The 23,358-nt window shown below is 52.9% G+C and carries 19 protein-coding genes and 3 tRNA genes; 9 read left to right on the forward strand and 13 right to left on the reverse strand.

Going from position 1 to position 23,358, the window contains the following annotated elements; all coding sequences use genetic code 11:
• Window positions 1–7: 7 nt before the first annotated feature.
• The 9 genes from J7395_RS15560 to J7395_RS15600 form a co-directional block, all read right to left on the reverse strand.
• Complete coding sequence (locus J7395_RS15560; RefSeq protein ID WP_247742201.1) at window positions 8–871, reverse strand: aminotransferase class IV; 864 nt, start codon at window positions 869–871, stop codon at window positions 8–10.
• Window positions 871–1,464, reverse strand: coding sequence for an aminodeoxychorismate/anthranilate synthase component II (locus J7395_RS15565; RefSeq protein ID WP_209222215.1), 594 nt, complete (start codon window positions 1,462–1,464; stop codon window positions 871–873). The genes J7395_RS15560 and J7395_RS15565 overlap by 1 nt, the downstream gene beginning before the upstream one ends.
• A gap of 104 nt (window positions 1,465–1,568) precedes the next feature.
• On the reverse strand, window positions 1,569–1,892 hold the full coding sequence (locus J7395_RS15570) for a putative quinol monooxygenase (RefSeq protein WP_209222224.1): 324 nt from the start codon (window positions 1,890–1,892) through the stop codon (window positions 1,569–1,571).
• Between the two features lie 256 nt (window positions 1,893–2,148).
• Window positions 2,149–3,555, reverse strand: coding sequence for an aminodeoxychorismate synthase component I (gene pabB, locus J7395_RS15575; RefSeq protein ID WP_209222226.1), 1,407 nt, complete (start codon window positions 3,553–3,555; stop codon window positions 2,149–2,151).
• Between the two features lie 190 nt (window positions 3,556–3,745).
• A complete protein-coding gene (locus tag J7395_RS15580) occupies window positions 3,746–6,412 on the reverse strand; it encodes a valine--tRNA ligase (protein ID WP_209222234.1) in 2,667 nt (888 codons plus the stop codon).
• An 89-nt stretch (window positions 6,413–6,501) separates the two neighbouring features.
• Entirely contained in the window at window positions 6,502–7,110 is a 609-nt protein-coding gene (locus J7395_RS15585; RefSeq protein WP_062948979.1) for a DUF2497 domain-containing protein, read from the reverse strand.
• A gap of 113 nt (window positions 7,111–7,223) precedes the next feature.
• On the reverse strand, window positions 7,224–8,576 hold the full coding sequence (locus J7395_RS15590) for a TolC family outer membrane protein (protein ID WP_209222236.1): 1,353 nt from the start codon (window positions 8,574–8,576) through the stop codon (window positions 7,224–7,226).
• Between the two features lie 143 nt (window positions 8,577–8,719).
• The gene (locus tag J7395_RS15595) at window positions 8,720–9,043 is read right to left on the reverse strand and encodes a rhodanese-like domain-containing protein (RefSeq protein ID WP_209222238.1); all 324 of its coding nucleotides are present in this window, start codon (window positions 9,041–9,043) and stop codon (window positions 8,720–8,722) included.
• An 86-nt stretch (window positions 9,044–9,129) separates the two neighbouring features.
• The gene (locus J7395_RS15600; protein WP_209222240.1) at window positions 9,130–9,783 is read right to left on the reverse strand and encodes a protein-L-isoaspartate O-methyltransferase; all 654 of its coding nucleotides are present in this window, start codon (window positions 9,781–9,783) and stop codon (window positions 9,130–9,132) included.
• Window positions 9,784–10,078: 295 nt separating this feature from the next.
• On the opposite strand from J7395_RS15600, the gene J7395_RS15605 reads away from it, so the two are divergent.
• The 5 genes from J7395_RS15605 (at window position 10,079) to J7395_RS15625 (ending at window position 11,908) form a co-directional block, all read left to right on the forward strand.
• Window positions 10,079–10,152: transfer RNA gene (locus J7395_RS15605), tRNA-Cys, on the forward strand.
• Between the two features lie 4 nt (window positions 10,153–10,156).
• Window positions 10,157–10,232: transfer RNA gene (locus tag J7395_RS15610), tRNA-Asn, on the forward strand.
• Between the two features lie 106 nt (window positions 10,233–10,338).
• Window positions 10,339–11,262, forward strand: coding sequence for an aldo/keto reductase (locus J7395_RS15615; RefSeq protein WP_209222242.1), 924 nt, complete (start codon window positions 10,339–10,341; stop codon window positions 11,260–11,262).
• Window positions 11,263–11,431: 169 nt separating this feature from the next.
• Window positions 11,432–11,507: transfer RNA gene (locus J7395_RS15620), tRNA-Asn, on the forward strand.
• Window positions 11,508–11,590: 83 nt separating this feature from the next.
• Complete coding sequence (locus J7395_RS15625) at window positions 11,591–11,908, forward strand: hypothetical protein (protein ID WP_062948989.1); 318 nt, start codon at window positions 11,591–11,593, stop codon at window positions 11,906–11,908.
• A gap of 3 nt (window positions 11,909–11,911) precedes the next feature.
• Here the strand turns inward: J7395_RS15625 and J7395_RS15630 are convergent, their stop codons facing one another.
• Window positions 11,912–12,547, reverse strand: a complete 636-nt coding sequence (locus J7395_RS15630) for a PQQ-binding-like beta-propeller repeat protein (RefSeq protein WP_209222244.1) — start codon at window positions 12,545–12,547, stop codon at window positions 11,912–11,914.
• A 46-nt stretch (window positions 12,548–12,593) separates the two neighbouring features.
• Window positions 12,594–13,832 (reverse strand): helix-turn-helix domain-containing protein, encoded by a 1,239-nt coding sequence (locus J7395_RS15635; protein WP_247742202.1) that lies wholly within the window; start codon window positions 13,830–13,832, stop codon window positions 12,594–12,596.
• A 97-nt stretch (window positions 13,833–13,929) separates the two neighbouring features.
• Between J7395_RS15635 and J7395_RS15640 the strand changes: the two genes are divergently transcribed.
• Complete coding sequence (locus J7395_RS15640) at window positions 13,930–14,745, forward strand: DUF899 domain-containing protein (protein WP_247742203.1); 816 nt, start codon at window positions 13,930–13,932, stop codon at window positions 14,743–14,745.
• A 541-nt stretch (window positions 14,746–15,286) separates the two neighbouring features.
• Complete coding sequence (locus tag J7395_RS15645; RefSeq protein ID WP_209222246.1) at window positions 15,287–17,977, forward strand: bifunctional acetate--CoA ligase family protein/GNAT family N-acetyltransferase; 2,691 nt, start codon at window positions 15,287–15,289, stop codon at window positions 17,975–17,977.
• Window positions 17,978–18,051: 74 nt separating this feature from the next.
• Here the strand turns inward: J7395_RS15645 and J7395_RS15650 are convergent, their stop codons facing one another.
• Together J7395_RS15650 and J7395_RS15655 are read right to left on the reverse strand one after the other, a co-directional pair.
• On the reverse strand, window positions 18,052–18,489 hold the full coding sequence (locus J7395_RS15650; protein ID WP_209222248.1) for a MerR family DNA-binding transcriptional regulator: 438 nt from the start codon (window positions 18,487–18,489) through the stop codon (window positions 18,052–18,054).
• 142 nt (window positions 18,490–18,631) lie between these two features.
• Window positions 18,632–20,113, reverse strand: coding sequence for a right-handed parallel beta-helix repeat-containing protein (locus J7395_RS15655; RefSeq protein WP_209222250.1), 1,482 nt, complete (start codon window positions 20,111–20,113; stop codon window positions 18,632–18,634).
• A 112-nt stretch (window positions 20,114–20,225) separates the two neighbouring features.
• Here J7395_RS15655 and J7395_RS15660 point away from each other — a divergent pair, with 112 nt between their 5' ends.
• Together J7395_RS15660 and secD are read left to right on the forward strand one after the other, a co-directional pair.
• On the forward strand, window positions 20,226–20,669 hold the full coding sequence (locus J7395_RS15660; RefSeq protein ID WP_209222252.1) for a hypothetical protein: 444 nt from the start codon (window positions 20,226–20,228) through the stop codon (window positions 20,667–20,669).
• A 115-nt stretch (window positions 20,670–20,784) separates the two neighbouring features.
• Entirely contained in the window at window positions 20,785–23,352 is a 2,568-nt protein-coding gene (gene secD, locus J7395_RS15665; RefSeq protein WP_209222268.1) for a protein translocase subunit SecD, read from the forward strand.
• Window positions 23,353–23,358 lie beyond the last annotated feature (6 nt).

Consider the following 23,358-nt stretch of genomic DNA (forward strand, 5'->3'; position numbering starts at 1 on the left):
ATTTTAGCTAAACATCTATACCAAGGCATAGGGATTTTTCGATATCCCCTGCCAATTGCATAAGAATATCTGTTTTGATCAGATCAGACTTGATCGCAACGTCATCAATCGACCGAACAAATCGTATTCCTTGCAAGGCATTACAGACAAAAACTGATTCCATGGATGACAGTTCATTTGGAAGAATAGATGTCTCATGCAGAACAACGCCAAGACCGTTACACCAATCAATGACGAATTGCCGGGCCAGTCCGGGAAGAATACCACTATCGGCAGGTGGCGTGTAAAATGCACCATCGCGAACACCGAACAGATTGGCAATTGTCGTTTCCGCAACAGAACCGTCGACCGAAAGGACAATTGCCTCTTCCGCACCGCAAGCAGCAGCTTCACGACGTGCGGCAATATTATCCATATAATTCAGGCTTTTGATCCGGTTTGCAACGGACCACGGATTGCGCCGCACCTGTTTTGATGTCGCTAGGACCAAACCGTTATCGTGTGCCGGCCTAGAAAATGGGGCCGCCGTCATCAAAACTGTTGGATGGCATTCCACGGGCGGCAACAAGCCGCGCGGACCGCTACCTCGCGTAACGGTCAGGCGAATAACGGCACCTTCCCCGTCAATTTCAGCACAAAGTAGACGAACAGCATCCGCGATCTCGGAAATATTTGGCAGCAGATCCGGGGCAAGCCCGATTAATTCCGCGTGGCTTTCAAGGCGTTCATGATGTCGGTCAAGCCATGCGACCCCGCCCCTGTGTGACCGCATGGTCTCAAAAAAACCATCCCCCAACAGCAACCCGCGATCCGTAACCGCAATATGCGCATCCGCCTGATCAATGATATTGCCGTTAAGCCAGACTTTCATCACGACGCAACCTTTCGCTGAACGGCTGCCCCGGCAATAGTTAGAAAGTTCGCTAGCAGATCATGCCCCTGCTCGGTAAGGACGGCTTCCGGATGGAACTGAACGCCAAAGATCGGCAAGTCCCGATGGGCAAAGGCCATTATTTCGCCGTTTGGACCTGTGGCGGTCTGCACCAAAGAGCCATCCACCGGCAGATCAACAATCAGCGAATGGTACCGCGTCACCGTCAACGGGGATTTGATGCCGTTGAAAAGTGCCGATCCATCATGTGTAATCGCCGATGTCATCCCGTGAACCGGACGGTTAGCACGCTTGACGGTGCCGCCAAACACTTGCGCGATGGATTGATGCCCCAAACAGACGCCCAGCATCGGATACTCGCCCGCCAACGCAGTAATCAGATCAATACTGTTTCCCGCCTGATCCGGGCCGCAGGGACCGGGGGAAAAGACAACAGCATCCGGGTTCAACCGGCGAACTTCCTCAACGTCAATCCGGTCATTGCGCACGACTTCAACCTGCTGGCCAAGTTCCACGAAATAGCGCGCCAGATTGAAAACAAAGGAATCGTAGTTGTCAATCAACAGGATCATTTCGATCCAATCCACCTATAATGATGTTCAAAGCATTGTTTAAGCGTGGTAATCTTACATCTCATCGGGATTAATTCTATATATCCCGCAGCGGGTTATCTGCGTTAGGCAAAAGGAACGAATGGGATCCGCTGACGATGGGCAGCCAGAGCAACCAGTTCATTAACAACGTCCAGGAAGTGAGGTGCATTGTTATGCGCTTCCCATCCGGCCTCGTCGACATAGAGCTCATAAACAAAGAATGACAAGGGATCAGTTGGAGAACGATATGGCACAAAGAATTTCACACCTTCTTCCGCCATTGTCGGTTCAATCAGCCCCCGTAGAATCTCGGCTATGGCATCACCCTTACCTTCTTTGGCCACGATATTGATGGCAACAGCAAACCCATGATTGAGGTTTGAGGCAGCGGAATTAGTGTACGGCATATTATCTTCCCCCTGATTGCTAGAATATAAAGGCCTGTAAACACGAAAACGTTCCGAGAATACGCTGGCTAATACAGCACTTTTTACCGTGCAGACGAACCATCGCCGGAGTTGGAAACCGGTATAAGTATTCTCGTCCGGCCTGATTTGTTCTCATTATGTTCTTAATTATGTCTAGCAGCAACCTCATTGTGACCGCGGCCGCAATCCTCCTGACAGAGGAGTAAAAATGGCGAAAACCTAGCTTAGGTTTGGTTCAGTGAGATTTTAATCCATCGGGATTAATCCCCAGCGCTTCGAAAATCTTGGCAGCCTTGACCAGCGTTTCATCATATTCCCCAGCCGGGATACTATCGGCAACGATACCGCCACCGACATTGAATGCCATTCGCACTTGGTTCACGCAAATACTGCGGATCGCAATGTTGGTATCCATACTGCCATCAAAGCCAATGAAGCCGATTGCCCCGCAATAGGCGCCGCGTGTTGATCCTTCAAGTTCGGTGATGATTTCCATCGCACGGATTTTCGGTGCCCCCGTGATAGATCCACCCGGGAAGCATGCGGCCAGCAAATCCACGGCAGTCTTGCCATCCTGCAATTCACCGGTGACGGTCGAAACCAGATGATGGACGTTGGCATAGCTTTCAAGCATGCAAATCTGTGGCGTTTCAACTGTGTGCGGCCTGCAGACTTTTGATAAGTCATTACGCAAAAGATCAACAATCATAATGTTTTCTGCACGATCCTTTGCAGATAACATTAATTCCTGTGCCAGTTCAGCATCTTCGACAGGCATGTTGCCACGTGGTCGGGTACCCTTGATCGGTCTGGTTTCAACATGGCCGTTGGTGACCTTCAGAAACCGTTCTGGCGAGTTTGACAAAACCGCGACCTCGCCAAAATTCAGGAAAGCCCCGAAAGGTGCCGGGCTGGCAAGACTTAGACGACGATAAAGGTCAAACCGTTTCGGGACAGCATCATGGGCATATTCGGCCCGGAAGCTTTGCGACAGATTGGCCTGAAAAATATCTCCGGCATGAATGTAGTCGACAACGGTCTGAACTGCCTTTTCGTAGCCGGTGCAGTCAAAGTTTGATTGCCACGGCATTATATCGGGCACATGCGGTGCATCGGGAATCTCGCCCATGGGGCGTGCCAAACGCAGGTATTTGCGAATCAATTCCATGCGATCCGCAGCGCGATTTTCCCGTGCCTGCGCGGATGTTTCGGGAATTCCTGTCGAAATAAGCCACATGCGGCGATCAAGCTGATCAAATGCGATGACCAGATCATAAATACCAACCGCCATATCGGGCATATTGAGCCAGTCTTGCGGGGCTTCGGGAAGCGATTCGAGCTGTTGCGCAAGCTCATATCCGAAATAACCGACAGCCCCGCCTTGAAACGGCGGCAAATCCGGAGCTGCTTCCATACGATACCGCGCCATCAGATCGGCAAAAACCGCGAAGGGATCACCGGGAACAGGAAAACCGTCAAGCACCACCTGCCCGTTCTTGGCCGTCAGTTTATGGAGCGGAGATGCAACGACATAAGCAAAGCGGTCCCGGTCACCAGAATCAAGAAAATGACTGTCTGCGAACCCGGCAAAAGCGCCATAAGCGTCAAGCGGTTCGATATAGGGGCATTCTTCAATCAGCATTTTACGGTTTCGACCTGTGGTCCGGACAATTTCGCATCGGATCGTGGAGTGACGGGGTGGTCGCCAATTTATGCGATTCTGGCATTCTGGCGAGGATGAATTTCAAAAATCGGTCAAAGATATTGATCCGGGCAATGCAAAAGGGCCAATCCGATGGACTGGCCCTTTGACGTAATGACATCAACCGGAATTACATTGCCGCGATGCGGGCGTGTGCTTCCTGCAGTTTGGTAAGGGTATCGCGGGCATCTTCAAGCTTGGCTTTTTCGGTCGCGACAATATGTTCAGGTGCGCGGCTCACAAAACTTTCGTTGGAAAGCTTGCCTTCCTGCCCCTTGATATATTTGGTTTTGCCGTCGATTTCCTTTTCAAGGCGGGATTTTTCAGCCGCAACATCAATGAAATCGGCAACCGAAACAAATACGGTCACACCATCAACAACGGTCTGGATTGCCCCTTTGGCTATGGTTTCGACATCGCCCTGCCCCTTGAATTCAACCGCGGCCAAACGTGCCAGACGTTTAACCTGAGCTTCCTGTGCAGTCACCGCAGCCTTCATGGCATCAGACGCATCGACCAGATAGATCGGTACTTCGGCCGCAGGCGGTACGTTCATTTCAGAACGAACACCACGGATGTTACCGATCAGCCGGATGGCAAGATCGATTTCATCTTCGGCGACCCGGTCGATCAGCGCATCGTCGAATTTCGGATAAGCCTGCGACATCAGAAGTGTTGCACGATTGTCGGCAGACTTTTCCCAAAGTTCTTCTGTGATGTAAGGCATGACCGGATGCAGGATCAGAAGAATCTGATCCAGAACCCATGCAGTCACCGCGCGAATTTCGGCCTTTGCTTCTTCGTCCTGGCCCATCAGAACCGGCTTTGCCAGTTCCAGATACCAGTCGCAGAAAGTCCCCCAAACGAACTGATACGCACCGTTTGCGGCATCATTGAAACGATAGCTTTCGATACCCAAAGCAACGGTTTTGGCAGCCTCGGCAGTTTTGCCAACAATCCAGCGTGCCAGTGTCGAATTGACATTGGCAGGAGTGAAACCGTCAACCGGTTTGCATTCGTTCATTTCCGCAAAGCGGGCCGCATTCCAAAGCTTGGTCGCAAAGTTCCGGTACCCTTCGACGCGGGACGCGGCAAGTTTGATATCGCGCCCCTGTGCAGCCAGTGCCGTCAGGGTCAGACGCAGAGCATCACAGCCATATTCGTCAATGAGCTCCAGTGGATCAATCACGTTACCCTTGGATTTCGACATCTTCTGACCGTGTTCATCACGGACCAGTGCATGGATATAGACATCCTTGAACGGAACTTTACCGTCCATGAAATGCATGCCCATCATGATCATGCGGGCAACCCAGAAGAAGATGATGTCAAAACCGGTAACCAGCACATCGCCCGGATAGTATTTGTTCAGCTCCGGGGTTTTATCCGGCCAGCCAAGGGTCGAGAACGGCCACAATGCCGACGAGAACCATGTATCAAGAACGTCGGTTTCCTGGGTCAGTTCAACATCCTTGCCGAAATGCGCCTTGGCAGCAGCCAGAGCTTCTTCTTCGGTTTCCTCGACAAAGATTTCACCGTCCGGACCGAACCATGCCGGAATGCGATGGCCCCACCACAGCTGGCGCGAAATGCACCAAGGCTGAATGTTGCGCATCCATTCAAAATAAGTGTTCTCCCAGCTCTTGGGCACAAACTTGATACGGCCGTCTTCAACTGCCTCGGTCGCCGGTTTGGCAAGAACTTCAGCATTCACGAACCACTGATCGGTCAGGTAAGGCTCGATCACGACGTTTGAACGGTCGCCATACGGAACCATGTGAACGGTATCCTCGATCTTCTCCAGAAGACCGAGCTCTTCCATTTTGGCAACGATCAGTTCGCGTGCCTTGAAACGATCAAGACCACGATATTCATTTGGCGCTTCATCATTGATGCGCGCATGGTCATCCATGATGTTGATCTTTTCGAGATCATTGCGCTTGCCAACTTCAAAGTCGTTGAAATCATGTGCCGGGGTGATTTTAACCGCACCCGACCCTTTTTCAGGATCGGCATATTCATCGGCAACGATTCTGATGCGGCGACCGACGATCGGCAGAATGCAATATTGCCCGATCAGGTCCTTGTAACGTTCATCATCCGGATGAACCGCAACACCGGTATCGCCCAGCATGGTTTCCGGGCGGGTGGTGGCAACAGTGATGAACTGGCCTTCTTTGCCCTCGATCGGATATTTAAAGTGCCAATAGTGGCCTTTGACTTCTTTCTGAACGACTTCAAGATCGGAAATCGCGGTCAGAAGTTTTGGATCCCAGTTGACCAGACGCTTGTCGCGATAGATCAGGCCCTGTTTGTGCAGGGTCACGAACACCTTGCGCACGGCAGCCGAGAGGCCATCATCCATGGTGAAACGTTCACGCGGCCAATCCGGCGATGCGCCCAAACGACGAAGCTGGTTGGTGATGGTCCCACCTGACTTTTCTTTCCATTCCCAGACTTTTTCGACGAACTTTTCGCGGCCAAGGTCATGGCGCGTGACGTTCTGTTCGCCCAGCTGGCGCTCAACAACCATCTGCGTTGCGATACCCGCGTGGTCAGTACCGGGCTGCCACAGGGTGTCTTTGCCCGACATCCGGTTATAGCGCACCAGGATATCCTGCAGCGTAAAGGTCAGCGCATGCCCCATATGGAGGCTGCCGGTCACGTTGGGCGGCGGCATCATAATGACATAGGGATTGGCATTCGATGCCGGATCGGCAGCAAACGCCCCCGATTTTTCCCATTTATCGTAAAGTCTGCCTTCAACGTCGGCCGGGCTGTATGTCTTCTCCAACATGGTCTTTTGATCCGCTGCGGGTTTTATCACTGTACAAAGAAAAAGCGGCGCACCGTTGGCGCGCCGCTGTAAATCATATTTCGGCTCGCCTACAGGTCTTCGGCGCGGTTCACGATCCGCTCGATTTCCTTTTTCACAAGGCGTTCGATCATATAGGGAAGGTTTTCGTCAAGCCATTCCTTAAGTAACGGGCGCAACATATCACGCACCAGATCTTCAAGCGTGATATGGCCCGCATTAAGGCCGAGAGCAACAGCGCGTTTCTTTGCAACGGCTTGCGCCAAATCCGAGATGGTTCCGGTTGCCGTGTTTTCGGTAACACGCGAAATCAGCGGCTCGTCATCTTCGTCGTCCTCATAAACCGCTGGCATTGCCGGTTCGGGTTCATCGAAGTCATCAATCGGGTCTGGTTCGGGCTCTTCGAATTCGTCTTCTTCCGGGGTTTCGTCGAAATCGAGCATATCGTCGAGTTCGAGCTCTTCCTCGGGTTCGTCAAGTTCGAGTTCTTCGGGTTCTTCGTCGAATTCAAGTTCTTCGGGCTCTTCGTCAAGTTCGAGCTCGTCGATCTCTTCTTCTATTTCCGGTTCGGGCTCTGGTTCAGGTTCCGGCATCGGTTCTGGTTCAGGAGCGGCCTGTTTCTTGTCGTCATCCCCTTCATCAGCAAGAATCTTGCGGATGGACTGGAGGATGTCCTCCATTGAAGGTTCTTGTTGCCCGTCACTCATTTTTTAACTTCCGCACTAGATTTCATTACCGAACCGCCCTTCTCCCCAAGGTCTAACAGGGCCCGAGGGCCCTGCCAGTATTCAGGTCAGTCCGTTCCCCACCACTGATCCTTGACTTTATTGTAGTTGGATTCAGTGTCATAAATTTCGACCGGAAGGCCGAGAACCTGCGCATTCAAGGCGCCCATCGCTGCCTTGACCTGGAATTCGGCAACCGCGGCATCACGGCGCGAACCAACAAGGTTAACGCGTGCCTGCAGCAATTCCTGTTCCTGGTCAAGAACATCAAGAACGGTACGCGAACCGACAGATGCTTCGCGCTGAACACCATCAAGGGCGACTTCGGCTGAAGCGACCTGTGCCTGCTGGGACTCGATGCTGGCACGTGCTGTCACAAGGGTTTCCCAAGAGCTGGTGGCGTTCTCAATCACCGCACGACGTGCTTCGTCGACCTGAACACGGGCCTGACCAGCAGTCTGTTTCGCGGCACGAACCGATGAATAAACCGCGCCCTGCTGATAAAGAGGCACAGTGACCTGAGCGAGGACTTCGGCGCTATCAGCAGTCAAATCCTCCTGCGAGGATTCGTAAGCACGCTGAACACCGGCGGTCAAATTGACTTCCGGATACAGCGAGCCTTCGCTCAGGCGAATGTCGGATTTTGCCGCGTCTTCGGTATATTGGGCCTGAACCACGTCCGGATGCTGTTCCTGGGCAATAGCCAGAACATCCGTAACACTGGTCGGCAAACCAGACAGCGGGTTCGGAATTTCAAGATTATCGGGCTTGTTCCCGACCAGTCGCTCGTACTGCGCGCGGGTATTTGCAAGGTTTCCCTGAGCCGAAATCAGATCGGCCTTGGAACCGGCAAGACGGGCTTCGGCCTGTGAAACGTCGGTACGGGTCACTTCACCAACCGAAAAACGGTCACGCGTTGCTTCAAGCTGACGTTCCAGAACGCGAACGTTGTTCTGGTTCAATTCGACAACTGCTGTGTCACGCAGAACGTTGAAATAAGCAGTCGCCACCTGCAGCAACACATCCTGTTCAGAAGAACGAAGGGCTGCACGTGCCGCACGGATACGCGATTCCGCTCGATCAGTTTCAGCAACGGTACGACCACCACGATACAGTGGCTGAACAACTTCTGCGCCAACAGTATAAGGCGTCAGACTGTTGTCGGTTTCAGTACCATTTTGATCAGTATCCAAGTCCCGGAAGCCAGCTTCGCCCGAAAGCGAAACGTTCGGGCGCCAGTTTGACAGCGCCTGCGAGACTTCTTCATCCGTTGCACGGAGCGCCGCACGGCCGGATTCCAGCGTCGGGTTGCTCTGATATGCCTTGATCAAAGCTTCTTCAAGGCTCTCTGCAGAAGCCCCATTGGCAGTGATGCCACCGGTGGCCAGAATACTGCAGGTCAGCAAGAACCGTTTTAACATTTATCTACCCTTGTAAGATCCTACACCAAGTCCCGACCCCGGCGCAGTTTCGCATATGGTAACGACGGAACGAAAATTTTCCAAGAAAAGAGGCAGTTGTTTGAGAAAAAATAAAATTGCCGCCTTTTCCCACCGTCAAATCATCAATCGTAACGTGTCATATCCGGGTCAATTTCCAACGCCCAGACATCTATACCGCCCGCAACATTAAAAACATCTTTAAATCCGCGATCCTCAAGCAACATCGCGGCATGGCGACTGCGAACACCATGATGGCAAAGAAGTGCTACCGGCTTTTCCGGGTCAAGTTCCCCTGCCCGGCCAGCCAGTTTGCCAAGAGGAATATGGATCGCGCCCGTAATTGCGCAAATCTCTAATTCCCAATCTTCGCGGACATCGACCAGTAATAGCGGATTGGTTCCGTCAAGGCTCGCTGCCAGCTCACTGCATCGGATATCGCACACCATTTGCCTGCCTTGGTTTCCTGATAGGTTGTTCGGCTGGTTTAGATAAAATTTTGCCCGGAGATATCCCCGGGCAAAACAAAGTCATATCAGAATACGAAGCTTTCCGCCGGCTCGAACCCTGGAAGATAGGGGATGTTCGCATCGAACAGATCACGATGCCCGATAACACCGTTTTCGCGTTCATAAAGACGTGCGACGCCAACCTTGCCCGGTGCACGGACCACAACCAGCAAACGACCACCTTCGGACAACTGACCAAGAATATTGGCCGGAACCTCGGCAACCGCACCGTCAAAGACAATAACGTTATAAGGTGACTGCTTGGCATAGCCGTCGGCCAGCTGTCCTTCGACGACGATGACATTGTCATAGCTGTGAGCCTGGAAGGTCTTTTCGGAAATCGATGCCATTTCCTTGTCGCTTTCGACCGCAACCACGGTTTCGGCAACACGTGACAGAACCGCCCCCGTATAGCCATATCCCGCACCGATCACCAGGGCGACGTCGCTCCGTAAGATTTCGGCAGACTGCATCAGGCGTGCAATTACCATCGGCTCCATCGCATACCGGCCATTTCCGACAGGAATATCTTCATCGACATAGGCAATGCCACGTTTGCCTTCCGGCAGGAACAGTTCGCGTGGAACCTCCTCCATCGCAGCGATGACCAAGGGATCGGTGACCTTGTTGGTCCGAACCTGATTTTCCACCATGTTACGGCGCGCGATTTGGTAATCCATGTTTATCTGACCTGAAAATTCTCGCGAGAAAAAGCCTGCAACCGGTCTTTGTCCCCAAAACCACGTCACAGATGTTGCCCTGTTTATAGTCAGCACATGGGCAACTGACAACAACGGATCAAGAAGATCGGAGCAATTATTCGCTAAAACATGTTGAAAACATATCCAGAATGGATTTACCCGGGCGCAAATTGTTTGTTGGCGATCCCCCGGTCTGCATTCTGTTCAAAAATGTAAAATTGGGTGCTTGACGGCCTGTGTTCGATAGGGCTATACACCGGCCAGCCAACGCTAAGGCGCGATGGCGGAGTGGTTACGCAGAGGACTGCAAATCCTTGCACGCCGGTTCGATTCCGGCTCGCGCCTCCACTAATCCGGCATAGCTCAGTTGGTAGAGCAAATGACTGTTAATCATTGGGTCGCAGGTTCGAGTCCTGCTGCCGGAGCCACAAACCCCTGGAACTCTGTTCCGGGGGTTTTTGCTTTTGTGCCCTGCCCCGCAAATTGCTACCAATGACGCAACCAGTCGCAATGAATTTCCGGAAGGACCGATAGATGTCATCTCCTGTCTCGCGCCGCCAAATGGCCAAGGATCTGAGTTTCTCGCAACTGGCGTGGGGGGCATGGCGTCTGCGCAACAGCGCGGATATCAGGAATACCGGAGATATTCTGGAACTGGTCCACGCCTGCCTTGATGCTGGAATTACGACATTTGACCATGCCGATGTTTATGGTGGTTACGGATGCGAGGTCTATTTCGGCGAGGCATTGGCAAAAGCGCCGGAATTGCGCCGCAAAATGGAAATCATCACCAAATGTGGAGTGGCACTGGTCAAGGATACGCGGCCAGATCACCGGATCAATCACTACAACACGACCAAGGCCCATATCCTGCAATCGGTTGAAAATTCACTGCGCAATCTGGCAACCAATCATATCGACATGCTTTTGATCCACCGCCCCGATCCCCTGATGATCGCAGACGAGATTGCCGAAGCCTTCAACGAACTTCGCAGGGCGGGAAAAGTACGCCATTTCGGTGTTTCAAACTTCACTCCGTCACAATTCAATCTTTTGCAAAGCCGCCTTGATGTGCCGCTTGCCACGAATCAGGTCGAATGTTCGGTGCTAGAACTTGCTGCGATCTTTGATGGCACATTCGATCAGATGCAACAAAACCGCATTCACCCGATGATCTGGTCGCCACTGGGCGGCGCACGCCTGTTTAACACCGAAAACGACGTGGCAGCCAAACGTCTGCGCCCCGTTCTTGAAAGAATGCGCGACAAATACGCCCTGCCCGGCATTGCCGAAGTAGCGATAGCCTGGTTGCTTCACCTGCCCTGTCAGCCGGTGCCAGTACTTGGCACCATGAAAGCCCATCGCATTGCAGACGCGACACTGTCTTGCAGCACTCAGTTTGACCGTCAGGACTGGTTTGAAATTCTGGTCGCCGCACAAGGTCATCCGGTCCCGTAAGCATTTAAAGGTACAGGAAACCTGTATTCAATAAACCGGAAAGCGACGGATATCCCGGTACAGTTAAAAAAGACAAATTTCGGGTCATTTTTTCACAAAAAGGTCTTGCGGGAACAAAGCCGTTTTATTATACCCCTGCCACGCGCTTCGAACGGAGCGTCAACCCTGATCCGGCATAGCTCAGTTGGTAGAGCAAATGACTGTTAATCATTGGGTCGCAGGTTCGAGTCCTGCTGCCGGAGCCAATTAAAAAGGGACCGAACAACTTGTTCGGTCCCTTTTTCTTTTGATATTGTTACACCTGCCCCAGAAATCGGACTGATCAACCATGAAAACAGCCAAAATCGAATTGAAGCAAGTGAAGCTTGGCACGCTTGCCGGTGCAACGGATGGCTGGATGATCATCGGTGAAGATGACGTCATCCATGGCCTTGTGCACCGGATCGATGGTGATCTGTATACGATTTCATCTACGACAGATGAACGTATTCAGGCATTTGGCTGGTGCCCGATGTTTGACAGTCTCGCCCATGTTCAAAACGACCTTGAAATTGCGCTGGCGATGCAAAGTGCCCACGAGGTCGAGGAATGGATAGAACAGTCCGATCGTTTTGATGACGAAGGCAACCACGGGCATCTTCACTGACGATTATGGCCGTGCCGGACGCCCGACGACCCGAACCTTGCCGCTGGGACCACCACCACAGAAGAAACGCGCGATACCGTCGCTTTCCAAACCGGATACACCAACACCGGCTGGCATTGTCAACCGATCCAGAACCATGCCGGTTTGCGGGTTAATCCGGCGAACGTCGCTTTCATCACCTTCCCATGTTCCGTGCCACAGCTCGTTATCGATCCAGGTAACACCGGTGACAAAACGATCTGATTCAATCGTGCGTAGGACTTCGCCCGTTTGCGGATCGACCTGATGGATTTTCCGGTTGCGATGCTGCCCTACCCAAAGACTGCCTTCTGCCCAGGCCATGCCGGAATTGCCACCTTCGGGTGCCGGAATGGAATCCAGAACATGGCCGCTTTCCGGATCGATTTTGTAAATGCGATCCTCGGCGATCTGGAAAATGTGACTACCGTTAAAGGCCGTACCAGCATCGGCAGCGGCTTCAATCATGCGTATCGGGGTTCCGTTGTCGGGATCAATTGCATGGATCGTTTCACCAGCAGCAATCCACACATGGCGTCCATCATATGTTACCCCATGCACCTTATCGATACCCGGGAAAGGCCCATATTCGGCAAGAATCTCAGCTTTTCGATCAGTCATTTTCAAGCCCTTTCTATGATTGTGTTTCGCTTACACAAGACACAGCCTAGTCAACGGGAAGTCGGCCAGGGAGTAACAATGTTGTCGTGAAACCGGGCGGTGGAGGTGACGTCCATCGCCGTGCGCGTCCGCGGCCAATTGCACGAACTTTGCCAGCACGCGCCAATTCTTCAAGCGCCCTTTGCACGGTCCGTGCACTGGTATCAAGCACGATCGCCAATGCCGAACTCGACCATGCTTCGCCATCAGCCAAAAGCGCAAGAATGTTCGCGTTATTATCCTCCATCGGAGGAAGCAGAACCATTACCGACTGATCTTTTCCGACAGATTTAGGCTTCAGGATGAAGCCGGAATCGGTTGCCGTAATATTTGCGAAAACCTGGATCAGTTTGCGCAACCGACCGATTTCGACCCGCAATCGGGCACGATGCGTTTCATCGACATAACGGGCACCAAATACCCCGGATAAAAGAGAATCTCTGGGGACATCTTTGGGCCAGCTTTCGCCAAGAATACGTAGAAGGTTGAAAAGCACCGGCCGGGTTGAAAGCGAAATTGCTACCTGCCCCTGGCGAACGCCATACCGGCACGCATCAATAACAAGCATGTCCGATGCCATCAGGTCTTCGACTTCCTGCAGGATGACAAGCCGCTCCTCGCCCTTTGCGATCAGCCGCGCTGCCGGTGCATTCAAAGTTACATATGCTTTTTCGATTTCCGCGATCAGGACCGGCAGTTTTGCCGTCTGCGCCAAATGATTTGCCCGTTCAAGGGCCGCGCGGGCCACCCCCGCCTGAAGACGCCGCACAGCAATCCCAAAAAGGATCATTTCATGAGAAATCTGCAAAATCGGCGGCAAAATGTCCGGATTGATTTCGCTGAGCATTTGTTCGGCCTGTTCAAACTGTCCTGTCAGTAAAACATGCCTGATTTCAAGCTGCCTTGCATGCGCGGCATTCACATGATCACCACGCTGTTCAAGTATCCGGCGGGCGCTATCAAGGGCCTTTTCGGCCCATCCCAGATCACGAGACACCAGTGCAATTTCAGCTTCGGCAACAACGCAACGCGCACGTACCAAAGGTTCCGATGCACCAAAACCGCGTGCGGCCCGTTTCAGAAGTGCCCTGGCACGATCGAAATCCTCCAACTGGGCCAAGGCAATACCGCGCAGTGCCAGTGCCGGCGGATCATCCCGCAGACCGACGCATTTTAACGCGCCAAGCGGATCACCGGCTGACAAGGCTCGTGCGGCAGCTGTGATCAGGGAATCCATTATGACCATTCAGGCATCCCAAATTGCGTCACGTTTGTTACTCCCCGGTTGAACGGCCCTTCGCCTAACCTTTGCCTATCGTCAACCGAAAGATAGGAAAACAGCAATGACGAATGCCAAAATGATTTCCAAACCTAACACGGAAAACCTGCGTATCGTCAGCCGCAATGAATGGCTTTCCGAACGCAAGGCACTTCTCGTTCGCGAGAAGGAACTAACCCGTCTTGGCGACGAGATCGCTGAAGCACGCCGCGAACTGCCATATGTCCGTATCGATAAAAACTACGTGTTCGATACGATTGATGGAAAACGTTCTCTTGCTGATCTGTTTGACGGTCGCAGCCAGCTACTTGTCCAGCATTTCATGTTCGGACCCGATTGGGAGCAAGGCTGCCCGAGCTGTTCGTTCATGGCAGATCATATGGACGGTATAACGGTCCATATGGCGCAGCGCGATGTCACTTTCACCGCCGTTTCACGTGCGCCGCTTGCAAATATTGAACGGTTTCGCGCACGCATGGGCTGGAAATTCAGCTGGGTTTCCTCGCATGAAAGTGAATTCAACTATAATTTCCATGTCAGCTTCACCTCGGAAGAAACAGCCAAAGGTGAAATTCACTACAACTACGGCAAATGGCCACATGCCTTCGAAGAATGGCCGGGGCTGAGTGCCTTCATCAAAAACGACTGCGGCGAGGTTTTTCATACCTATTCGACCTATGGCCGCGGGGTCGACGCCATGATGGGCACATACAGACTGCTTGATCTTATGCCCAAGGGGCGGGACGAAAAAGATGTCCCGAACAAAATGGAATGGGTGCGGCACCATGACCTGTATGAAATGGCAGCAATGAAAACCGAAACTGAAACCGGTTCGGTCGAAGGCCTGTTTGACAGCGTCAAGAAAACCGCATGCCACTAGGCCCATCAGGCAAGAGATACAAAATGGGCAAAGAGCATCGCCAAGGGAGATATATTGGCGGCATGGCTTCGAAGGATGGTGGATATACCGCCATCCTCCGGATAGCTCGGCTGCTTCCATTTGCCGCATCCCCGGCCTTTGCGCTCATGGCGCTTGTCACCGGCATACCTAATGCCAGCAGGACGGATATAATTTGCCTGACGACGGACGATACATCGTACTTTAACGACATGGTTGTGATGTATTTGCTCATGAGCTTTTTTCACCTGCCACCGTGGCTGAAGGCCCTATCCGGTGGCACGCAGCATCGGTCGGGAAACACAAGATCGTTTCGATAGGAACAGGATGTGACACTCCTGTAAAATCTTCGGGTCATCAGTGCTTTATTGACTCATAACAAATCAATATACTTGTCACCGTAATACGATCTCGCACGTGCACACATGCCATCCGCCGGGTGGTTTGATGCCAAACCAATTTTATCCGGGCCGCGGTCCTGTCAACAGGACGCGCAGCCAAAAGGCAAAGCGGGAATTCGGTGATGAGTACCATTAATCTCGACCATCTTTTCAAACCCAAGTCCGTCGCAGTCATTGGCGCGTCCAACCGGCCCCATTCCGTGGGTCAGGTGATCATGCGCAATCTGCTCGCAGGCGGGTTTGACGGCCCGATCATGCCGGTTAATCCGCGCAGCCAGTCGATTGGCGGTGTTCTGGCCTACCCAGATGTTGAAAGCCTGCCGGTCGTTCCCGAACTTGCCGTGATCTGCGTCCCACCCAAGGCCGTTATTCCGACCATGGAATGCCTTTCTGCCAAGGGATGCATGGCAGCCATTGTCCTGACGGCTGGCCTTGGCGCCGAGAAGCATGACGAAACCCGCAGCATCAAACAGGCAATGCTTGAGATTGCCGCGCGCAACAAGATGCGCCTGCTTGGTCCGAACTGCCTTGGCCTGATGGTGCCGGGTATCGGGGTTAACGCCAGTTTCAGCCATCAAAGCATCGGCAGTGGCAAAATCGCGTTTGTGTCGCAGTCCGGGGCACTTTGTACCGCAGTTCTCGACTGGGCGGCGGCACGCGGCATCGGTTTTTCACACTTTATATCGCTTGGTGAATGCGACGATGTCGATTTCGGTGATGTGATCGATTATCTGGGTTCCGATCCCAACACGCGCGCTATCATGCTGTACATCGAATCCATTCAGGAACGTCGCGGCTTTATTTCCGCCGCCCGCGCCGCATCGCGCAACAAACCGATCCTGTGTATCAAGTCGGGCCGCTTTGCCGAAGGTGCCGCCGCTGCTGCTTCACATACCGGCGCGCTGGCGGGTGCCGATGACGTGTTTGATGCAGCTATCAAACGTGCCGGTGTTCTGCGCGTTTACACGGTCACGGAAATGTTTTCGGCCGCCGAGACACTTTCTCGCATGCGTCCGTTCCGGGGCGATAAGCTTGGCATTATTACCAATGGGGGTGGCATTGGCGTTCTGGCGGTTGATGCCCTGATTGAACGGCACGGCCAACTGGCCAAACTCGAAGACAGCACCATTGATGCGCTTAGCAGTGTTTTGCCCTCAACCTGGTCACATGCGAACCCCGTCGATATTATCGGGGATGCCCCGGGCGAAAGATATGCAAAGTCGATTGATGCGGTTCTGAAAGATCCTAATATCGACAGCCTTCTGGTCATGCATGCGCCGACCGCCATCACAGACCCGGTTGAAGTTGCCCAAGGCGTAATTAATGCCATCAAGGACAGCCGCAAGAACATCCTGACAAACTGGGTTGGCGAGGCAACGGTCGCCAAGGCCCGTAACCTGTTTTATGCCGCCGGGATTCCGACCTATCGTACACCAGAAAACGCGGTCGCGGCCTTCCAGCATATGGTGAATTACCGCAAATTGCAGGAAGTCCTGATGGAAACACCACCATCAGTTCCGCAGGACTTTACGCCGGAAACGGTCAAGGCACGCCAGATCATCCATACTGCCATCCATTCGGGGCGCGATATGCTGACCGAGCCGGAAGCAAAGGCGGTTCTGGAATGCTATGGCATCAATACAGTCAAAACCGTAGCCGCAGAATCAGTTGATGACGCCGTCGAGACGGCGGATGCCATCGGCTATCCGGTCGCGCTTAAAATCCTCTCGGATGATATCAGCCACAAATCCGATGTTGGCGGTGTTGTTCTGAATATCGACAGTGACGAGGAACTGCGCGCTGCTGGCAACAAAATGCTGCGCACCGTCAAACAGAAATTCCCGAATGCCCGGGTGCGTGGCTTTACCGTTCAGGAAATGATCAAGCGTGCAGGTGCGCGTGAATTGATCGTTGGCATGACCACCGATCCGATTTTTGGCCCGGTGATCCTGTTTGGTCATGGCGGGGTCGAGGTCGAAGTGGTCCGAGACCGGGCCATGGCCCTGCCGCCATTGAACATGAAGCTGGCACGCGAACTTGTTGAAGGTACGCGCATCTATAATCTGCTGCGCGGCTATCGCGATGTACCGCCGGTCAACCTCGAACAGCTTTACGTCACGCTGGTGCGGTTGTCGCAGTTGGTCGTGCATCTTGGCGAAGTCCTTGAACTCGACATGAACCCGCTTCTGATTGATCAGACCGGCGTGATTGCGCTGGATGCCCGCATCAAGGTAACACCGAAAGTGGTTAGCGATGACCAGCGTCTGGCGATCCATCCCTATCCGCGTCATCTGAAACAGGAACTGATCCTGGATGACGGAACGAAATATCTGCTGCGCCCAATCAAACCCGAGGACGAACCGAAGCACTATGAATTCATGTCGAAACTGACACCCGAAGATATCCATTTCCGGTTCTTTGGATCCGTTCGTGAATTGCCGCATTCGGAAATGGCCCGCCAGACACAGCTTGATTACGACCGAGACATGGCCTTCCTTGCCATCGTGCCAAATGGTCCAGAAGAAGGAGAAATCCACGGTATTGTTCAGGTCGTGATCGATCCCAATAATGAACATGCCGAATATGCGATTATGGTGCGCTCGGACATCAAGGGTCGTGGCCTTGGCCGTGTGCTGATGGAAAAGATGATCGAATATTGCCGCCAGAAAGGAACAGGGACCTTTATCGGGCAGGTTTTACCAGATAACCGCCGGATGCTGACGCTTTGTGAAAAACTGGGATTCTCGCGCAAATATCTTGCCGACGAGGAAGTATTCGAGGTCACCTTGCCATTGCAACGCGACGTTGCCTAATATCGGCTTGATCCATCATGAAAAAGCCCGGTCATATTGGCCGGGCTTTTGTCTAATTCGATAGTGTCAGCAAGTCACACGGTTTCAGGCATCAGTTTGGCTTTGATATATGCCAATGCCTTTTCCGGGTCGATCCCCTTTTCGCGCAACGCATCGGCAGCTTCGCTTTCAATTTTACGAAGTTCGCCCAAGGTTGTCTGAACGTCTTCAAGCTGCTGTTCCAGTTCGGAAATGCGACGACGCCCAACCAGCATCAGATGCGCCAGCTGATCGGCCCCCGACCGTTCGGCGTCGTATAGATCAATATATTCCTTGATGTCTTCAAGCGAGAAACCAAGGCGCTTGCCACGCAGCACCAGCATAAGGCGCGCACGATCCCGGTAATTGTATACGCGCGTGGCACCCGCCCGCTGTGGCGACAGCAGGCTTTTGGTTTCATAAAACCGGATGGCACGTGGCGTGATGTCGAACTCTTCGGCAAGCTCGGTAATGCTGTACAGCTTATCGTTCATGTTTTTTCTTATTGAATGAATGCAATAACGCAGCATCGCAACAACGGGACTTACAAGTCAATATATTTACGCTTACGTCACCTCGCGGCAAGCCATACCCAATATTACGACAACGTCGCCAGATCACCTAATCCCCTGCGTTTTAATTGTTTTCGTCGATCCTGGCTCGGACATATGCCAAATCAACCGGCACGTAGTCCGGCCCGGCAACCAACCTTTTGCCAGTTAATGCCCCTGGCCAGCTTTTGGGATCGGATTTCCAGACAGTGCCGTCTGGCATTGGAACTTCAAGTGCATCGTCATATCCTTCGGCATGGTCTGGAACCAGTTCCAGATCACCGCAAATGCCCGCCTTGAATATCGGCCCCAAAGCCGGACGCGGATTACAAAGCACGCCGGACCAAGCATCGAATATCGCCGGATAGGTCGCATGATTGCATAAATCACCGGAAAACATCACGCTGCGATCTTCTCCAAGATCAAGTTCATCGGTCGGACCAAACAATGTCTGATCTACTGACATCAGATTGACCGGCAATGTCGCCGGATCGGCATAACCTATGGCATTGCGACGGTTCTGCCACATTCTGGTCGCGCCCTTTTTAACGTATTTCTGGCGTAGGAAGAAGCTGTTGTGGAAGCATTCAAATGGCAGGTTTGGCTGCGCATGGCTTGCCTTGCCTAATTTGAAAACGGCACCACCATTATTTTCGTCACCTTCCGGCCCCGGGCGGCTGTCGAACCAGCCGCGGTTGCCGAAATAATACCAATACCCGCCGGCCAGATTATCCTGCGAAAACAGTTTGTGGCAGTTATAGAACTGGTTATAGGCCACCCACCAGCCAACAGCGGTTGCTTCGGGTTCGACCGGGTTATCGCGCACAAAACTGAACCGGTTATTGATTATCCGGACATTGCGATTAAAACTGCCGATAGGCTTTTGCATATTAGCCGCGGATACATCCATTCGAATGGCGTTATAGCAATGTCGAATATCATTCCCACGGATCAGAATATCGCCCGCAATGTCATCCGCACCAAAGAATGCACCGTTAAGATATCGATATGGGGCTTCCTTGCCCGGCGTGATTTCACCATCATGGATCATCGCCCAGTCAAGGTAACGCCAGATCACGTCATCCTGAATCCAGTCGCAATTTTCGATGGTGATGCGTGATGCATTCTCGCCCGTTGCATAAAAGGCATATGTTCCACCACGGATTTGCATGTTTTTGAATGTCAGATCGTTGCTGTCGCGGATATAAACGGCACTGGGCCATGCGCGTTCGATACGGATATTATCAAGGCGGATATGGCGCTTTCCGATGATGCGAAACGCCGCATATCTGGCACATCCAGGATCGGTTGCCGAGACTTCCGGATCGGGCGGACGACGACCGTCCAGTATCGCACCATATTCACCGCGAATGATGATTGGCTGATCTTCAAGCCCGCTGATCGGAATATCGACTGGCTCGGGCAGGAAATAGTTTCCCGGCATCAAACGGATCAGATCACCAGGCGCACAATTGGCAACCGCATTATGAAGTGTCGCGGTTTCCCGCCAGGCAGAATCCACCCAATGACGCCCGCCATCCGGCGTGACATAAACCATCCTGAGCATTCCGTATTCCTCTTGTTTACCTCGGACTCTCCGACAAGATTTTTATTTTCGGGCTTGTTTTTTTTGGTCGTCACGCCATATCTGGCGCTGTTTCATCGCGTGCCGGACCATCATGCCGCAACCAGTCAGCCAAGCCGCAGAGGCAACAGATCATTCCGAGCGCAACCAGTCCCTGCCGGGTCTGTTGCGCCATGTTGCATTTTGCCTGATCGCTTGCGCGCTTGTTCTGTTTGGTGGTGGAACCTCAATCACCGCCAAGCCGCTTTCCGATGGGGTGACTTTCCCCTATCCGTTTAACACCGTCAATCACGATAGCGGTCCGTCGCAAGCAGTCCTTCCGGTGGCGCCAGATCGTGCCATCGCAGGCAATCGCCAGACCCCGGACGATGTACCGTCCCATCAGCCAACCCTCCCCGATGATGCCGCAGTTGTGCCGTCGGTCACACCGCATGCCGCCGCGCAATGGGCGATCCTAATCTTTGTGGCGGGTACGATCACGACACATAGCGCAGAAACTCTTCCGGTTTCTCCGCGTGCTCCGCCCTTTCGGGCCTGATTTCCGTTAATTAAAACTGCGGCCAGATCAGCGCCGTGTTTCCAGAAATATCAGGTGACAGCACCGCCGGGCATCAAACTGGCCCGGCTCGAATGCTGTGCGGAGTTAATTTTTCATGCGTACATCAAGATGGCGTGTGGTTGTCTATGCCCTTGTCCTTCTGACAGGATTCCTGACAGCCCTGCCTAACCTTTTCAATCCGGCCCAGCTTGCCAACTGGCCAGCCTTTTTACCCACCCGACAGGTTGCCCTTGGGCTTGACCTCAAAGGCGGATCGCACCTTGTTCTGGAAATCGATACCGCAGCAATGATTGCCGAACGGCTTGAAATCGCGCGTGACGATGTGACAACGGCCCTCCGCAAGGCCCATATTGCGACTGATAACATTCAGATCAGCAAAGATCAGGTGATTGTAACCCTGCCTGACGCCAAGGATCACGACGCTGCCCTTGATGCCCTAAAAGACCTTACCAATGCGCAAGTTGATACACCGCGACACGGATCGACAGCGGAATTTGTCATTACAACACCGCGCGATAACAGCATTTATATAGCACTTAGCGAACAAGGCATTCGCAATCGGGTTGACGCCAGCGCCCAGCAAAGCCTAGAGATCATTCGAAGCCGGATCGATCAGATCGGTGTGTCCGAACCCACTATCCAACGGATTGGCAGTGATCGTGTCCTGGTGCAGTTACCGGGCATTCAGGACCCGTCTCAGGTCAGAAAACTTCTGGGAAGCACGGCAAAGCTTGGCTTCTATATGTTGGCCGACCGTAACGGCACAGACAGGCGCGACAGTAGTATCCTTACATTGAAAGACAAGGACGGCCAAAGCTATTACCTGCATCGTACTCCGGCCCTTTCGGGCGATCATCTTACAGATGCACATGCCGGTTTTGATCCGCAAAGCCATCAGCCGGTTGTCAATTTCCGGTTTGATACGGCCGGTGCGGCAAAGTTCGCCGATATCACACGTGCCAATGTCGGAAAACCCTTTGCCATTGTTCTTGATAACGAAGTCCTGAGTGCGCCGGTTATCCGGGAGGCAATAACCGGTGGCTCAGGCCAGATCAGCGGCAGCTTTACGGTCGGCGAAACGACGACACTGTCAGCCCTATTGCGTGCGGGCTCCCTTCCCGCCCCAATGACCGTAATCGAAGAACGAACTGTGGGCCCTGACCTTGGAGCCGATGCAATCGAAATGGGCCTTTATACCGGATTGATCGGGTTGGCTCTGGTAACCGGATTGATGTTTTTCCTTTATGGCCGCTGGGGTCTTATTGCCAATCTGGCATTGGGTCTGAACGTCATGCTGACATTCGGTGCCCTTGGTCTTATGGGTGCGACACTTACCCTTCCCGGTATTGCCGGGATTGTTCTGGGGATCGGGCTAGCCGTGGATGCCAACGTTCTGATCAACGAACGTATCCGTGAGGAGACCAAACGAGGGCTTTCGGCCTTCATGGCGCTCGATTCCGGGTTTAAGCGTGCCTATGCCACGATTGTGGATTCAAACATCACAACCCTTATGGCCACTGCTCTTTTGTTTGAGTTCGGATCAGGCCCGGTGCGCGGCTTTGCCATTACGATGGGTCTTGGCATTCTGATTTCCATGTTTACCGCGGTTGCCGTTGTTCGGGTCATCATGACCGAAATCGTCTGGCGCACACGGATGAAAAAGCTCGTTATTGAACCGCTTTGGCGTTTCATGCCCGAAAAAACCAGCATTTCCTTCATGCGGGCACGTTTTTTTGGCATCGGTATGTCGCTTTTGCTGTCAGCCATTTCAATCGGGTTGTTCTTCAAACCCGGTCTTGATTACGGCGTTGATTTCAAGGGCGGTATTCAGATCGAAGTTGCAGGAGGCAATCTGGATGACGGCAGCAGTCCCCTTGACCTTGGAACCTTGCGACAGGGACTTTCAACATTGGGGCTTGGCGATGTCAGCCTTCAGGATATCGGCAAGGATGGCCATATCCTGATCCGGGTTGAACGTCAGCCGGGCGGCGAACAGGCACAAACCGCAGTTGTCGAAACCGTCAAGAAAGCAGTTCAATCCATTGATCCGGCAGCGGATTTTAAACGCACCGAAGTCGTTGGCCCCAAAGTCAGCGGTGAACTCGCTCAGTCCGGTGTCAGTGCCGTCATCTTCGCAAGCCTCGCAATGCTGGGCTATATCTGGTGGCGGTTCGAATGGCCGTTTGCCGTTGGCGCGATTGTTACATTGGTCCTTGATGTGACCAAAACAATCGGCTTTTTCGCGGTTATGGGACTCGACTTCAATCTGACCGCCATTGCCGCCCTGCTGACCCTGATCGGCTATTCGGTCAATGACAAGGTGGTGGTTTATGACCGGATGCGCGAAAATCTACGGCTTTATCGAAAGATGCCGATGCGTGAAATCATCGATATGTCGATCAATCAGTCGCTTGCCCGTTGCCTTTTCACGTCTCTTACAACCCTGTTTGCGATGGTGCCAATGGCAATCTGGGGCGGGTCTGCTGTTGAAAGCTTTGCCGTTCCGATGGTGTTCGGTGTTGTGATCGCCACGACATCATCGATCTATATCGCGGCACCAATCCTGCTGTTCCTTGACACATGGCGACAGAAACAACGCCAGAAGCATGTTGGACTGGCATCAGCAACCGATGACAAACCACTGATTGAGGCATCCAACTAACAATGT

This window comes from Thalassospira sp. A3_1, from assembly GCF_017744215.1.
In the GTDB taxonomy this organism is placed as follows: Bacteria; Pseudomonadota; Alphaproteobacteria; order Rhodospirillales; family Thalassospiraceae; genus Thalassospira; species Thalassospira lucentensis_A.

What these genes read in the sequence shown, in the direction of transcription:
- J7395_RS15580 (WP_209222234.1), bottom strand. Translation starts at nt 6,412, where the DNA reads ATGTTGGAGAAGACATACAGCCCGGCCGACGTTGAAGGCAGACTTTAC.
- J7395_RS15615 (WP_209222242.1), top strand. Translation starts at nt 10,339, where the DNA reads ATGTCATCTCCTGTCTCGCGCCGCCAAATGGCCAAGGATCTGAGTTTC.
- J7395_RS15595 (WP_209222238.1), bottom strand. Translation starts at nt 9,043, where the DNA reads ATGGTGTGCGATATCCGATGCAGTGAGCTGGCAGCGAGCCTTGACGGA.
- J7395_RS15600 (WP_209222240.1), bottom strand. Translation starts at nt 9,783, where the DNA reads ATGGATTACCAAATCGCGCGCCGTAACATGGTGGAAAATCAGGTTCGG.
- J7395_RS15660 (WP_209222252.1), top strand. Translation starts at nt 20,226, where the DNA reads ATGCCGCAACCAGTCAGCCAAGCCGCAGAGGCAACAGATCATTCCGAG.
- pabB (WP_209222226.1), bottom strand. Translation starts at nt 3,555, where the DNA reads ATGCTGATTGAAGAATGCCCCTATATCGAACCGCTTGACGCTTATGGC.
- J7395_RS15630 (WP_209222244.1), bottom strand. Translation starts at nt 12,547, where the DNA reads ATGACTGATCGAAAAGCTGAGATTCTTGCCGAATATGGGCCTTTCCCG.
- J7395_RS15650 (WP_209222248.1), bottom strand. Translation starts at nt 18,489, where the DNA reads ATGAACGATAAGCTGTACAGCATTACCGAGCTTGCCGAAGAGTTCGAC.
- J7395_RS15565 (WP_209222215.1), bottom strand. Translation starts at nt 1,464, where the DNA reads ATGATCCTGTTGATTGACAACTACGATTCCTTTGTTTTCAATCTGGCG.
- J7395_RS15635 (WP_247742202.1), bottom strand. Translation starts at nt 13,832, where the DNA reads ATGGTCATAATGGATTCCCTGATCACAGCTGCCGCACGAGCCTTGTCA.
- J7395_RS15560 (WP_247742201.1), bottom strand. Translation starts at nt 871, where the DNA reads ATGAAAGTCTGGCTTAACGGCAATATCATTGATCAGGCGGATGCGCAT.
- J7395_RS15655 (WP_209222250.1), bottom strand. Translation starts at nt 20,113, where the DNA reads ATGCTCAGGATGGTTTATGTCACGCCGGATGGCGGGCGTCATTGGGTG.
- J7395_RS15645 (WP_209222246.1), top strand. Translation starts at nt 15,287, where the DNA reads ATGAGTACCATTAATCTCGACCATCTTTTCAAACCCAAGTCCGTCGCA.
- J7395_RS15625 (WP_062948989.1), top strand. Translation starts at nt 11,591, where the DNA reads ATGAAAACAGCCAAAATCGAATTGAAGCAAGTGAAGCTTGGCACGCTT.
- J7395_RS15640 (WP_247742203.1), top strand. Translation starts at nt 13,930, where the DNA reads ATGACGAATGCCAAAATGATTTCCAAACCTAACACGGAAAACCTGCGT.
- J7395_RS15585 (WP_062948979.1), bottom strand. Translation starts at nt 7,110, where the DNA reads ATGGAGGACATCCTCCAGTCCATCCGCAAGATTCTTGCTGATGAAGGG.
- secD (WP_209222268.1), top strand. Translation starts at nt 20,785, where the DNA reads ATGCGTACATCAAGATGGCGTGTGGTTGTCTATGCCCTTGTCCTTCTG.
- J7395_RS15590 (WP_209222236.1), bottom strand. Translation starts at nt 8,576, where the DNA reads ATGTTAAAACGGTTCTTGCTGACCTGCAGTATTCTGGCCACCGGTGGC.
- J7395_RS15570 (WP_209222224.1), bottom strand. Translation starts at nt 1,892, where the DNA reads ATGCCGTACACTAATTCCGCTGCCTCAAACCTCAATCATGGGTTTGCT.